This is a genomic window from Pseudoalteromonas sp. NEC-BIFX-2020_002 (assembly GCF_013002825.1).
Classification (GTDB): domain Bacteria; phylum Pseudomonadota; class Gammaproteobacteria; order Enterobacterales; family Alteromonadaceae; genus Pseudoalteromonas; species Pseudoalteromonas neustonica.
In genome coordinates this window covers 344,493-357,568 of the sequence record NZ_JABEPJ010000001.1, presented here as the reverse complement: position 1 = coordinate 357,568, position 13,076 = coordinate 344,493, and the positions used below count along the sequence as shown (strand labels likewise).

General features: G+C 39.2%; 10 protein-coding genes. 6 read left to right on the top strand and 4 right to left on the bottom strand.

Annotated elements, in window-relative coordinates; translation table 11 throughout:
* Positions 1-164 precede the first annotated feature (164 nt).
* Together HJP15_RS01520 and HJP15_RS01515 are read right to left on the bottom strand one after the other, a co-directional pair.
* Positions 165-683: a DUF6702 family protein gene (locus HJP15_RS01520; RefSeq protein WP_054203951.1), complete on the bottom strand. Its 519-nt coding sequence runs from the start codon at positions 681-683 to the stop codon at positions 165-167.
* Positions 683-3,124 (bottom strand): M1 family metallopeptidase, encoded by a 2,442-nt coding sequence (locus tag HJP15_RS01515; protein WP_170172904.1) that lies wholly within the window; start codon positions 3,122-3,124, stop codon positions 683-685. Before HJP15_RS01515 ends, HJP15_RS01520 begins: the two co-directional genes overlap by 1 nt.
* Positions 3,125-3,738: 614 nt before the next feature.
* On the opposite strand from HJP15_RS01515, the gene HJP15_RS01510 reads away from it, so the two are divergent.
* The 5 genes from HJP15_RS01510 to HJP15_RS01490 all read left to right on the top strand — a co-directional run bounded on the left by HJP15_RS01510 (position 3,739) and on the right by HJP15_RS01490 (position 10,462).
* The gene (locus HJP15_RS01510; protein WP_054203949.1) at positions 3,739-3,978 is read left to right on the top strand and encodes a hypothetical protein; all 240 of its coding nucleotides are present in this window, start codon (positions 3,739-3,741) and stop codon (positions 3,976-3,978) included.
* A gap of 76 nt (positions 3,979-4,054) precedes the next feature.
* Positions 4,055-5,299 (top strand): exonuclease SbcCD subunit D C-terminal domain-containing protein, encoded by a 1,245-nt coding sequence (locus HJP15_RS01505; RefSeq protein ID WP_170172903.1) that lies wholly within the window; start codon positions 4,055-4,057, stop codon positions 5,297-5,299.
* Complete coding sequence (locus HJP15_RS01500) at positions 5,296-8,949, top strand: AAA family ATPase (protein WP_170172902.1); 3,654 nt, start codon at positions 5,296-5,298, stop codon at positions 8,947-8,949. Before HJP15_RS01505 ends, HJP15_RS01500 begins: the two co-directional genes overlap by 4 nt.
* Before the next feature lie 12 nt (positions 8,950-8,961).
* Positions 8,962-9,627, top strand: coding sequence for a class I SAM-dependent methyltransferase (locus HJP15_RS01495; RefSeq protein ID WP_170172901.1), 666 nt, complete (start codon positions 8,962-8,964; stop codon positions 9,625-9,627).
* Positions 9,628-9,829: 202 nt separating this feature from the next.
* The gene (locus HJP15_RS01490; protein WP_170172900.1) at positions 9,830-10,462 is read left to right on the top strand and encodes a hypothetical protein; all 633 of its coding nucleotides are present in this window, start codon (positions 9,830-9,832) and stop codon (positions 10,460-10,462) included.
* 85 nt (positions 10,463-10,547) lie between these two features.
* Here the strand turns inward: HJP15_RS01490 and HJP15_RS01485 are convergent, their stop codons facing one another.
* Complete coding sequence (locus HJP15_RS01485; protein WP_170172899.1) at positions 10,548-11,177, bottom strand: hypothetical protein; 630 nt, start codon at positions 11,175-11,177, stop codon at positions 10,548-10,550.
* Between the two features lie 180 nt (positions 11,178-11,357).
* On the opposite strand from HJP15_RS01485, the gene HJP15_RS01480 reads away from it, so the two are divergent.
* Positions 11,358-11,510: a hypothetical protein gene (locus tag HJP15_RS01480; protein WP_167349693.1), complete on the top strand. Its 153-nt coding sequence runs from the start codon at positions 11,358-11,360 to the stop codon at positions 11,508-11,510.
* A 131-nt stretch (positions 11,511-11,641) separates the two neighbouring features.
* Here the strand turns inward: HJP15_RS01480 and HJP15_RS01475 are convergent, their stop codons facing one another.
* A complete protein-coding gene (locus HJP15_RS01475; protein ID WP_170172898.1) occupies positions 11,642-13,054 on the bottom strand; it encodes a hypothetical protein in 1,413 nt (470 codons plus the stop codon).
* Positions 13,055-13,076 lie beyond the last annotated feature (22 nt).

The following is a 13,076-nucleotide window of genomic DNA, read 5'->3' as shown; positions in this document are numbered from 1 at the left end:
ATTTCCTTGTATCTGATGTTCAGCGTTGTGTTCGCATCTTAGTAACTTACTTTAAGATAGTGTACGTGCTCAAATATGAAAAGGAACAAATCTAAATAATTTAGGATAAAAAAACGCGCACAGAAGAAATGTGCGCGTTGGTTGGGGGAACAGTCACTAATTAATTAGTCAGAATCTTTCTCTTTCTTTGGAAGTGGCTCAAAGCGCGCTTCTAGCCACGTGTCGTCTTGGGTAAAATGCAAGGTCTTGACCTTACCTTTACCTTCAACATTTACCATATTTACTTGTGCAGGCCATAACTCTCTCAAAGCCCCATGGCTCATGCGTATTCCTTCAATCCCTTGCGGAATAGGTGCTTCTTGATAAACCCAAAAGAATTTACCATCAATTTGTGCACCTACTTTACGTAACTTCAAAGGAACGCCTGCTAAGGTTTTCAAAGCAACATGCGATTCAATATATTCAGCAAAGCGTTGTTGATCTTTTTTGTTACTAATAATGTCTGCATTGCCCGCAAATAAATGCTCTACTGCATGTTCGGTATCATGTAAATAAAAACGATGCATTAATTCAATATTATTAGTGCGTTTATTGAATAAAACAGTTGTTACAGACGCTTTTAATTGATGTGCAAAACTGGGCGCTGCAATTAAAAAACATAAGGCAACAAGCAAGAATCGCATTATTGTTGCTCCTCATTAGCGTCTTTCGGCTCATCTTTTTTTAGCTCAGTTTTAATATCCTGCATGATATCGCGGCTAACTTTGGCTTTACTTTTATCACGCTTATACACTTCGATTCGTGATGGAATAATGCGACGAGGGTAATTGTTGTTCTCAACATCAACGTCCGCAGTTTCCCAGCGAGGGTCAACCGTTACAGATACCAAAGGCTTGTTTTTATCGGTAATAATAAGCTTTTGTACGTGCTTGTGATTACGACGCCAAATTTCCGCCGGGATTGCACGTTCTTCTTTGCTACCATCTTCATACGTTAACTCAAGTAAGATCGGCATAACTAAGCCACCTAAGTTTGAAAATTCAAGTACATAATAGTTTTTATCTTCTGCAACAGCGCGATCTAGAACTTTGCGTTCCCACGGCTTCAAGCCTTTTAAAAATTTGTTGTACGAGTTACGCTCTTTGTTGGTCACTGTAAAACGATCGTTTTCATCATAAAAATCGGTCACATCTGTGTTTTCATCAACCCACAACTTTTTACCTTCCGCTTTATTTCGTTCAATAAATAGTGGTGTAGGCTTAGCCGCTTCAATATCACGCAAGCGATTAAAATCGATATCTGGGTTCTTCGTGTCTAAACGCAGCTGATATACTTTATCTAACGAAATATCAACATGATCAGTCGTAAAGAACCAACCACGCCAAAACCAATCTAAATCAACACCTGACGCTTCTTCCATAGTCCGGAAAAAATCAGCTGGGGTAGGGCGCTTATACTTCCAGCGCTGGGCATATTCTTTAAAGGCAAAATCAAATAACTCGCGACCTAAAATCACTTCCCGCAGAATGTTCAGTGCAGCAGCAGGTTTAGTATAAGCGTTAGGGCCTAAACGTAATACACTATCTGACTGAGTCATTACAGGAACTTGGTTTTCAGATTTCATATACGCGACGATATCACGCGGTTCAACACCCCATGGAATTGTTGGATCCCACTCACGACCTGCAACACCATCTAAAAAGCTGTTTAACCCTTCATCCATCCACGTCCATTGACGCTCATCTGAGTTAACAATCATTGGGAAATAAATATGACCCACTTCATGGATAACCACGCCGATTAAAAAGCGCTTTTCGGCTTGAGAATAAGTACGCGTACCATCATCTTGTAACTTTGTACGCGGGCCATTAAACGTGATCATTGGGTATTCCATACCGCCAACAGGGCCATTGACTGACTGCGCTACAGGATATGGATAATCAAATGAATAACGGGAGTACACATCCATCGTATGGATCACTGATTCTGTTGAATATTTTTTCCATAAATCGCCCCCTTCTTTAGGGAAGAATGACATCGCCATTACTAATGGCTGCTCTTTGCCTCCTTGTTGGTAACCTTTGGCATCCCACATAAATTTACGCGAAGAAGCCCATGCAAAATCACGCACGTTTTCAGCTTTAAAGTGCCATGTTTTGGTTTTGTCTGAGCCTTCTTTTTCGTTCTCTAGTGCTTCTTCTTCAGTGACGATAAAAACTGGCCGTTTTGCTTTTTCAGCTTCTTTTAAACGGTTACGTTGAGTGCGGGTTAACACACTGCTGGCGTTATCAAGCTTACCCGTTGCCGAGACGATGTGATCAGCAGGAGCAGTGATCTCAACATCATAATCACCAAACTCTAAGGTAAACTCACCACTGCCTAAGAAAGCTTTATTAGTCCATGCTTCATAATCAGTGTAAGCAGCTAAACGCGGAAACCACTGCGCAAGTAAAAATATATCATTGCCATCTTTTTCAAAGTGCTCGTAACCAGAGCGTGCACCTACGGCATCTTCTTCCACAATGTTGAAAGCAAAGTTCATACTAAATTCAACATCTTTACCCGGCTTGAGTGGCTCATTTAAGTCAATACGCATAAGGGTATCAACAACCGTTACTTTTAGTGCTTTACCGTTATCGTCTTTTACATCAGCAACGGTAAAACCTAATTCGTTATCACCCATAAATTGTTGACGACGCAATTGGCCTAAGCTCAACTTTGCTGGTTTTTGATCTGGGCGACCTTGTAATTTATTTGTATTAAAAGTTGATGTGCGCTCTGCAATTGAATCGCTTTTAAAAATATTTTGATCCAGTTGTAACCATAAATACTTTAAAGTGTGTGGTGAGTTATTTTTATATTCAATCGTTTGGCTAGCCGTTAAACGGCGCTTTTTTTCATCTAACTTTACATCAATATCGTAGTTAACTTCTTGTTGCCAATAATTTTCAGCAGGAGCACCGGCTGCATTGCGATATACATTTGGCGTAGGCAATGCCTCATCAAGTTGGCGAAACTTATCAACAAACGAACCCTTAGTTTGCTCAACTGACGACGCCATTACAGTACTTGAAAGTGCCAGAGGTACTAAGAGTGCACCCAAGGTCATCACTGCTTTTTTCATAATTGTTCCTGTTAATTTTGTGTAATGTTACTGTGTCAAAATTGCATACACTATTCAATCTATTAGCGATAAACCCACGCATTTATAGGGTAAAAAATAATGTATTCCTAAATATCTTACTTTTACAATAATATTGGTATCGTAAAGGGGGTTTACAGTCATAGATTCATGCAAATGTTTTACTGTTAGTAAAGAAGCAAACTTGAAATCAGAGCAACTTGAACACGTTTTTGTAAAAGGGAAAGTATGAGATTTTACATCGTAACAAATGATCGTATTGCTACAATTCCAGCGCAAAACGCTCAACTGAATAAATACAAAAAACAGGCTTTAAATTCATCGATATTGCCGATTAATACGATGAAAATGATGCATTAAATCGTATACCTAAATATAAGAAAGTAGATACAATGTGGCTTGTTTTATGCAGTATTTTAGTGCTTTTAAGCCTAATTTCGGCTATTTATACGTTAATTACAAAATAGTGAAGTTTTTAGTTGATCTTTATAGTCATTTGTATTTAAAATCGCCCACTTTTTTGATTTGAGGGGTAAAAGAGCACAGCTTTTTCCTTCAAAAGTGTTTCGAAATAATGCAGAAAATGCGGTGGTCATATGGATTTTTATATCCTAAAAAAACAACAAGAACTAATTGCAATACCAGCCGACGAACAAAGCTGTAAACAATACTTAGACTCTGGGTATTTTTATATTGATAAAGTAGCGGCCTGCAACGAAACAAATGCATTAAAAGTGTTGCAGTCAAAACAAACTAAAGCACTCAAGGTGCCATTAATTATGGCTTTATTTGCTTTACCTCTTGTTCTTTTTGCTTGGTACAGCCTAAGTAATTAAAGATTAAGCTTTTCACCCTTGCATCTTAATATAGCTTGGGTATATTGACGCTCTTAACCGTTTTTAAGAGCGTGACATGAAAGTTTTACATACCTCAGATTGGCATTTAGGCCAGCATTTCTATGAACACAGCCGTAGCCAAGAACATCAACAATTTTTTAATTGGCTGATTGATACGCTCGCTAACGAAAACGTCGATTTATTACTCGTTTCAGGTGATATTTATCACACAGCAACGCCTGCAGCGAGCGCTGAGAATCAGCTTTATCAATTTGTAAAAGACGTAAAAAAACGCTGCCCTAATTTACATATTGTTATTATTGCTGGAAATCATGACTCAGCAAACAGAATTATGACCGCACAGCCGTTACTTGCCCAATTTGATACCCATGTAGTAGGGCGCTTTGATGTGAATAACCCAGATGGGGTGGTCATTCGTTTGAACACTGATTTTATCAACACCCATATCGTTGCTATGCCCTTTTTACGCGCAAGTGATGTTAGCCTCCTCAGCAACAATGAAAACGGCCACGATTACGCTCAGGGCATTGCTAAGGCCTATCAGCTTAGCACTGAATGCGCATTACAAGATAAACCCGCTATCACACCTTTAATCGTGATGGGGCACTTACATGCCAAAGGCGGGGATATCTCCAGCGACTCAGAACGCAATTTAGTCATTGGCGGTGAAGACGCAGTCACTGCACAGGTATTTAGTACCAATGCAGACTACGTCGCACTTGGGCATCTACATAAAGCACAGAAAGTGGCTAAATCAGATTTTATTCGTTACAGTGGCACACCAATGCCTATGTCGTTCTCAGAGCGTCACTATCAACATCAAGTCTGTCTTATTGAATTTAAAACCAGCGAAAAAGGGACTATCGAAACCACTGTAAACCCCCTTTACATTCCACGTACAAATGACGTTATTTTACTGCCCGAAGGTGATTGCGTGCCCCTTGCGCAATTATGTGAGCAAATAACCGAGCTGGACTTAAGTAATCATGCTCATGCCCCCTATTTACGAGTGAAACTCAGCGCAGGTGACACCGATACCACCTTTAGAGAGCAAATTGAGAATGCTCTAGAGAATAAAGATATACACTTTTGTGGCATAGAGCGTGTTCGTCAAACAAATAAAGAGCACAACACACCGGTATTTGAAGACTTAACGCAAGTAGAAATGCTCAACCCGCACACACTATTAGAACAAGCCTTTGCAGCAAATAAAGATTTAGCGGGTGAAGAAGTATCAAACGAACTTAAAAGCCTACTAACTAATGTAATTGCTGAGCTTGAGGAGCAAGAACAACAATGAAAATCCTCGCGGTACGAATTAATAATTTAGCATCAATCGTCGATGCACAAATAGACTTTGAAAGCGCGCCTTTGAAAGATGCGGGCTTATTCGCAATCACAGGGGATACCGGCGCAGGTAAAAGTACAATTTTAGATGCTATTTGTTTATCTTTATATGCTAAAACCGCACGTTTAGGTGGCGACCATGGTAATAAAGTCGAGTTTCAAGGTGACAATATTAGACTCAATGACGCCCGTAATTTATTGCGCCGTGGAGCAGGGCAGGGCTTTGCAGAAGTTGACTTTATAGGCCAAGATAAACAACGTTACCGTGCTCGATATGAAATAGCCAGAGCAAGAGGCAAAGCAAACGGTAATTTAAAAAGCGCAGAACACACGCTATTTAGCCTGCCAGATGAGTCTTTACTTGTCAGTAATAAAAGCGCTACCAGTAAAGAAATTGAGCGCATTATAGGTTTAAGTTTTGAGCAGTTTTCGCGTGCGGTATTATTGGCACAACATGAGTTTGCCGCTTTTTTAAAAGCCAGCGCAGATGAACGCGCACAGCTCTTAGAGTGCCTAACGGGTACCGATAAATTTAGTTTAATTGGTAAACGTATTTATGAGCGTCATAAAGAGCAACTCAGTAAATTAGAAATACTAAAAGCAAGCGTAGCTAGTTATACACTATTAACAGATGAAGAATTGGCAACAAAAACAACCGTTCTTGCTGATTTGAAAAAACAAATTGAATTAGCGAAACAAGACTTAGCCAACACCGAACAAGGGCTTAATTGGCATAAACAAGCCAATACATTAGATAAAGCCCTACAGGCTGCATTACAAAACCAACAACAAGCAAACAACGCGCTTGAACTTATTGCTCAAAAAAGTGAGCAAGCAAAACAGGCACAAAGTACACTTGAAATTAAAGATAATCGCCGTCGTTTTAAAGATTTAACAGTTCAAAATACAGAGCTAACAGCTAAAATCAGTGATTTAAAAAAAATTGACCACGCAGCATTAATCACGGATCTTGCTAGTACATTAGAAACACACAGCGATACGCTAAAAACGGCGAAACAACAAAAGCAAAGTGCTGAACCAGTTATAGCTAAAGCACGCGAGCTCGACAACAACATTGCGATACAAGCACAAGCAATTACAACCATCGCTCAGCAAACCGAAAAAGAACAAAAACAACTAACTCACTTACAACAGCAACATAAAAAAAACCACACAGATCATAATGAGGCTGTAAAACTCACAGAAAAACACCAGCAATGGCTAGAGCAGCACAACCAACTCAAGCAATTAGCCAGTGATTGGAATTACTATAAACACAGTTTTAATCAGTTTTTAAGTGCTAAGCAGCAATTAAGTATAACAACAGAGCAAAGCCAAAAGTTAAAAAACGAGCAAATAGAGCAAACCGAGTTACTCGCCAAACATAATGAAAAAGTTACGTTTAATGAGCAAGCGCTTATACACGAGCAACAAAAACTAAATCAATTAAATACGCAACAAAATGAATTTAATATTGAGCATTACGACGCCCAACTTAAAGCGATTGATTATTTAAAAGAGCAGCGTGAACGTTATAAACAATTTAACCTTGAGCTTAAGCAAAGTACGCAGCAACAAAGTTCGACTACAGCAAAGCTTGCCCAAAGCCAACAAACACAAACATCGCTTAAACAAAAACTAATTCAATGCGAGCAAGCGCTTAAACACAGTGAATACGCACTGAATCAAGCGCGCCTACGTGCCAGCGAAAATGTTGAGCATTTACGCACGCAACTAGCCCCCAATGAGCCATGTGTAGTCTGTGGTGCAACCGAACATCCATTTGCCAGTAACCAAAACCAGCAATTTGATAATTTAATAACTGATTTTGAAAACAACTTTAACAACGTTAAGCAACACTATGATCATGCTTTAACTGAGCTTCACCAACATCAAACACAGCATGCCGTCTTAGTTGCCGAGCATACTCAGCATAGTCAAGCGATACACACTGCACAAAACAAGCAACTTGAAATTAAAAACACCATGCAAGCGGCCCGCAGTGAGTTGAATGAGCTTACCCCTGAGCAACTTAATACCACATACACACAACTTAGTGAGCAAAAAGCACACTATTTTGAAACTCAAAAAACACAGCGCAGCTTACAAGAGAAAGTAAATCAGCTGCAAAGTACATTAAAAACAGAGCAACAAACTCAACAAGTTTTACACACTAAGCATGTTGATTTAACCAACCAACAAAACCAACTTAGCAACAAGTTGGACGAACTAAATACACAAATTAATGAGCTGAGCACAGCGCTTAATTCGCAGTTTGAAAAGGCCGAGTTTTGGCAGCAATTGCAAAATAACACATTAAATTTAACTGACTTAAATCAGCAAGTAGAGCAATTTCAGCACGCCCAAGAACAGCTAGAGCAAAGTCAAAAACGCCGTGATGCTGCGGATCAACAAATACAACAATTAACCCCACTTATAACCGATGCTGAGCTAATACTAAAAACACTCAATGACGACTCAAGCACAGCTCAGCAACTGCAAAGCACAACGCAAAGCGAACGTTTAGCGCTATTTAATGGGGAACACATTAGTGCAGACGACTATCTGGCAAAACTAACAGCTCAACAAGAACAATGCCAAACACAGCTTAATGAGAGTCAAAAAGCCCACGATAACGCAATTAAAAAGCGCGACGAACACGCTATAAGCCTTAAGAACGATGAACAACGCCTACTTGAAAATACTCAAGATCAAGTTTCACTTAGTGATCGTTATAATGAATGGTTTGCTGAATTTAAAACCCTGTACGTTGATGCTAGCCATGCACAGGTCGAAATTTTACTAACTCTAAGCGGTGAGGATATTAAAGCGCAATTAACACAACACGCGCAATTAACCCACGCTTTAGTTGATGCCAACGCCGCATTAAAGCAGCAGCAAAATGCACATGCGCAGCATCAAAATAACGATAAACCAAAGCATGATCATAGCGAGCTTGTTGAGCAATTAAATAGTATAAACGAGCAATTAACAGCGCTACACAAGTCACAACTTGAAACCAATACGGCGCTTGAGCAACACAATCAAAATAGTCATCTACTGCAGAACAAACAAGCTGAATTGATCACATTACAAGCGCAGGCACAGCAGTGGCATTTACTAAACAAAGTACTCGGTGATGCAACAGGTAAAACCATGCGTAACTTAGCGCAAACACAAACACTAAAAATACTGCTTCATTATGCAAATAGCCACTTACGCACTTTGAACAAGCGCTATGAGCTCACTGCAATTGATCAAACTTTAGATATCGCTATTGTTGATAAAGATATGGCTGATGAAAAACGTTCGGTAAATACTTTATCAGGCGGGGAGTCATTTTTAGTTTCCTTGGCATTAGCGCTTGGCCTTGCATCGCTGTCATCAAACAAAGTTAGCATTAACTCTTTGTTTATTGATGAAGGCTTTGGTACGTTAGACAGTGAGACTCTTAGTATTGCCATGGATGCACTCGATTCATTACAAGCACAAGGTCGCAAGGTGGGAGTTATTTCTCATGTAACACAAATGACTGAGCGAGTTGCCACACAAGTACACGTCGCTAAAAAGCCTGGTGGTTATTCAACTATTTCGATTATTTAAAGGATTGATACTATGCCAACATTTACCAATGACGAAGCAACTGAGTATGACTCACGCATAACCCGACTCGTCCCAGGTTATGATTTACTCCATAGCACCACCGCGGCACAGCTAAAAGCAACGCTGGGCGATCACGCGCATATTTTAATCGTAGGTTCTGGCACAGGCAAAGAAATCGCACAGCTTGCCACACTAAACCCAACATGGCGTTTTACCGCGCAAGATATCTCAATTGATATGCTTAACATTGGCCAACAGCGCTTCGCAGATATGGGCATTAGTGAACGCGTGACAATTCATGTAGGGGATGTGGCAACGTTAACAGACCCTGTAGATGCTGCGATATGTTTGTTAGTACTGCACTTTTTAGCTGACAATGGCGATAAGAAAACCATGCTAAAAGCAATTTCTAAACAGCTAAAACCGCAAGGGCAACTATATCTAGGCGACCTAATGCGCCCAGAGACGACCTTTGAACGTGATGCTCAGTTTATATTATGTCAGCAGTTGGGCTTAACTGAAGTGGGTATCGAGCGAATGAAACATAATTTTGAGCATGAGTTTTTTGCTCTAGATCGAATACGTTTAGCCGATCTACTTAATGAGTCTGGTTTCAACACTGCAAAGCTGTACTTTAAAGCGTTAAGCTTTAGCGGTCATGTTATACAAAAACGCTAATAATGGCACTGGGTTAGTCCATGTTTAATAATGTCGGCTAACCCCTGTTATCATATAGGTTACAGTTAACGCATTGTTTAGCAGGAAATAAGAGATTGATTTTTAAGTGTAATTTATTGTTATTAATCTTTGTACCCAATAAGCTTGCAACCTAGAAAAATACTGTTACGCTATATATTCATCTTTTACAGGACGTAAACCAATGAATAAATGGATTTTTTTAATCATCCTAGGTTTTAGTAGCCAAGTAAATGCAACAACGCATACTGAATGTAAACTACTAAAAAAAGAACGTACATCCATATATCAGCAGCTAAACCAAAGTGCGTTACTCGTTAACGTCCAGCAATTAAAAAAACGTCACGCGATCCTTACAGCCAGTTTGTCCCAGCATTGCCATAAAACGACACCAAGTAACGCACGCATGACTTTGCCTTTAGTAGATAACGTTAATACATATGACAAAGAACAAACAACCTTACAAGAAGCATTTCATTTATTACCCTCTAGCTGCGATTCTGCCACACTTATAAGGAATGCCCATTGGTGTAATACACAAAAAAAACCTCTATCGACAGCAAAAGTAAGCACAATGATAAAGCAGATTGAAATAGAATCAGATGACCACATTTTTAATATTTCACACTCATTTGAAAGCGCGACAATAACGACTATTTCACCATCTAAAGTTAAGCAACTAAGCCAAAATAACTTATTTCATAACGCAATTATTGTTGTCGCCGGGCTATTTTTTCTAAGTGTGGCTATATTACTAGGATTGTGTTGGCGACAAACACGTTCAAATAACAATACCTACTTTATATTTCGACCTTAACAGATAATTCTGTAGCGGCAGATAGTTGCCGCACTCATGCTTAATAAAGATTAACCGCTTTGCAAGCAACCTTACTGATACCCTCCTACTGTCCAATACTAAGTAACTTTGCCCACGGACTCGACCTATCCTCTAAGTTTTTTCCCAATTCATCTGGAGCAATGCCTCCTAATAAAGCATTTTTTTGATCTTCCAACTGCGCTGTAAACCCTTTAATTGCATCAATAAAATCTTCTTTATCTGTTGCTAATAATGACTGAGATTCTTTTATATCATTTTCAGCCAGGCTTAGCATTTCTTGGCGAAGCCCCAGTTCTTTATAGGCTAAAAAATCAATCCCTAAGGAATTAAACAAAGCAGCTTCGCGCATTTCATCTCGTTCAATCACCACTTTTATAGGGACTTTCATTATTTCTTGAATCGACAGCTTATAAAAATCTTGCTCGTAAGTCCGTGTATCGGGGTTTTTCTGTAACTGAGCACGAACTTCATATTTAATATCTTGATAAAGCGCCTTGGCTTGTTCAGACACGTTCTCATGGTTATTGGCAACATTAACAGCCATGTCGATTGTAACCGGCTTAGGTGCTTGTGCGTGCTGTAGTTTTTGAGAAAATTCTGTGTGCTTATTGATGCTACTTGTATGAGAGTAATCCGCTGTTGGGTTAATAGTTGCATACCCAGCTATCGCCTTGATCATTGAAATTGAAGACATAATAAATCCTTGTTGTGTGTTCCCCCTCTGATACAGCAATTTCAATACCAGTTTTAAAAAAAGGCTAATATCTTAAACGACCAATCTATTTTCATTCCTACCCAAAGGTGCTAATTCTGCAGTTTACGTATAAAGTGATATTTAGCATTAAATAGATCCGCGTTAATAAAGGGTATTTATATGGAAAACTTAGGTTTTATTTTCGGAATTATAGGGATGTCGATGGGCCTTGCTGGCTTTATATTTAGCATTGTAGCAATGTCAAAAATAGATAAACTTGAAAGTAAACTCAAGCAACTTGATGTCTTAAATCAAGATTTTAAGTTGGACTAGCGCGGGTATTCATGATGTTTAATAAAGATAAACAGGCCTTAATAGTTACAATTAAGGCCTGAATCTAATCAGCATAATGCAGAGAAAGTGTTTAATACTTCCTCCGTTGCATTTTTACAAGTAATTAAAAATTAGTCATCCGTTTTTAATTGCTTAGCGCGCTCCTCTGCGGCAATTAATTCAGGTGATTTTGGTACAATTTTTTTAGGCTCAATTGTTGGCTTTTCATTTGAATCAGGTGCCCAAGTAGGATCTAAAGATAAGTTGGCAAATGGGTTCGCTTTTTTAGCTTGTGGATCAGCCGATGTTGAAGCCTTTGTTTCAACTGCTTTTTGTTGCTCTGCTACTAATTCATTGTTTAATGCGGTAAGTGCTTGCGCAACTTCATCATTTTCAGCCATATTTTCGGTCTCAGCATTTAATGCAGTAACAGCTTCAACGGATACCAATGGCTCATTTTTAATCGGATCAACAACGGTTGTCGCAACAGGCACCTCATGTGAGCTTGAAACTTCAGGGTGAATGTTTTGCGGCTGGGTAGGCTGGGTATCTTCAGTACGCTCACTAGGCGTGTCACTTGGCTTCGCCTCATCGGACTCAATAAGCTCTTTAGTTGGTTCACTCTTTATAGGTTTAGTCCCAGGTAAAGGCGCATTAGGATCAAATATGCGAATTTCTGGCTCTTCAAAATCATGTTCATTTTTAAAAATACGTTGGGTTAGATCAATACGGTTGACTGTAGGTTTTTCTACCGGTTCATTAGGCGTAATTGCAGGCTCACAGTTACTGACTTCTTGTGTGTCTGTAACAGGCTCGACTGATATTGGTTTAATAGTAGATTGAGGCGCTTTTACTGGTGTAGTTAATTCAGGCGCTGGCGTTATTGGCTCAACCGTCGCTTTATTTTTTTCTCGTATACGAAAAACGATAAATGCAGCTAATAACAATACACCTAAAAGCAACATCGTAGGAATTAATAATGATGCTGATTCTGTTTGTTGACTTTCAACAACGGGGGGGACATATTTCACAACAGCTTGTGTCGGTTCAGTTTGAACGGTTAGCGGTTCAACTGTTTCTGCATTGTTTGTTTCTGCATTGTTTGTCTCTTCACTTATGTCAATAATTGCGGGTGTGCTATCTTTTACTTGTTCTAATGTATCATTGCTATTTACTGACTCCGCTTGTGCACTATTAGCTGCACCCGCTTGAGTGTCAAGGGGGTTTACAGTAACTGTTTGTGTTACTTCTTCTGTTAAAACTTCTATTGGTTCAACAGTCGCTGAAGTATCAGCATGAAAAGTCGGTTCATCTATTACATTCGACTTTGCCGATTCTTGTTTTTCAACTTGGATAGGCGGCGCTTTGCTGCAATTTTTTTTGTAGTCTCTGGCAGCATTGCGGTAACTTTGGCTACTTGTATTATCTTTATGTTGCTGCATTTGCTGCTTATACAAAATACATAAAGCTTCACTGTATTTAGCAAAACTATTAAAACTACAAGTGAGTAAAAAAAATAAGCTAAGTCGTATAAATAAGGTCATCATTAATCTATTAAAGCAAAAT

Excerpts from the sequence above, each read along its gene's own strand:
- HJP15_RS01520 (WP_054203951.1), bottom strand. The coding sequence starts at position 683 with ATGCGATTCTTGCTTGTTGCCTTATGTTTTTTAATTGCAGCGCCCAGT.
- HJP15_RS01515 (WP_170172904.1), bottom strand. The coding sequence starts at position 3,124 with ATGAAAAAAGCAGTGATGACCTTGGGTGCACTCTTAGTACCTCTGGCA.
- HJP15_RS01510 (WP_054203949.1), top strand. The coding sequence starts at position 3,739 with ATGGATTTTTATATCCTAAAAAAACAACAAGAACTAATTGCAATACCA.
- HJP15_RS01505 (WP_170172903.1), top strand. The coding sequence starts at position 4,055 with ATGAAAGTTTTACATACCTCAGATTGGCATTTAGGCCAGCATTTCTAT.
- HJP15_RS01500 (WP_170172902.1), top strand. The coding sequence starts at position 5,296 with ATGAAAATCCTCGCGGTACGAATTAATAATTTAGCATCAATCGTCGAT.
- HJP15_RS01495 (WP_170172901.1), top strand. The coding sequence starts at position 8,962 with ATGCCAACATTTACCAATGACGAAGCAACTGAGTATGACTCACGCATA.
- HJP15_RS01490 (WP_170172900.1), top strand. The coding sequence starts at position 9,830 with ATGAATAAATGGATTTTTTTAATCATCCTAGGTTTTAGTAGCCAAGTA.
- HJP15_RS01485 (WP_170172899.1), bottom strand. The coding sequence starts at position 11,177 with ATGTCTTCAATTTCAATGATCAAGGCGATAGCTGGGTATGCAACTATT.
- HJP15_RS01480 (WP_167349693.1), top strand. The coding sequence starts at position 11,358 with ATGGAAAACTTAGGTTTTATTTTCGGAATTATAGGGATGTCGATGGGC.
- HJP15_RS01475 (WP_170172898.1), bottom strand. The coding sequence starts at position 13,054 with ATGACCTTATTTATACGACTTAGCTTATTTTTTTTACTCACTTGTAGT.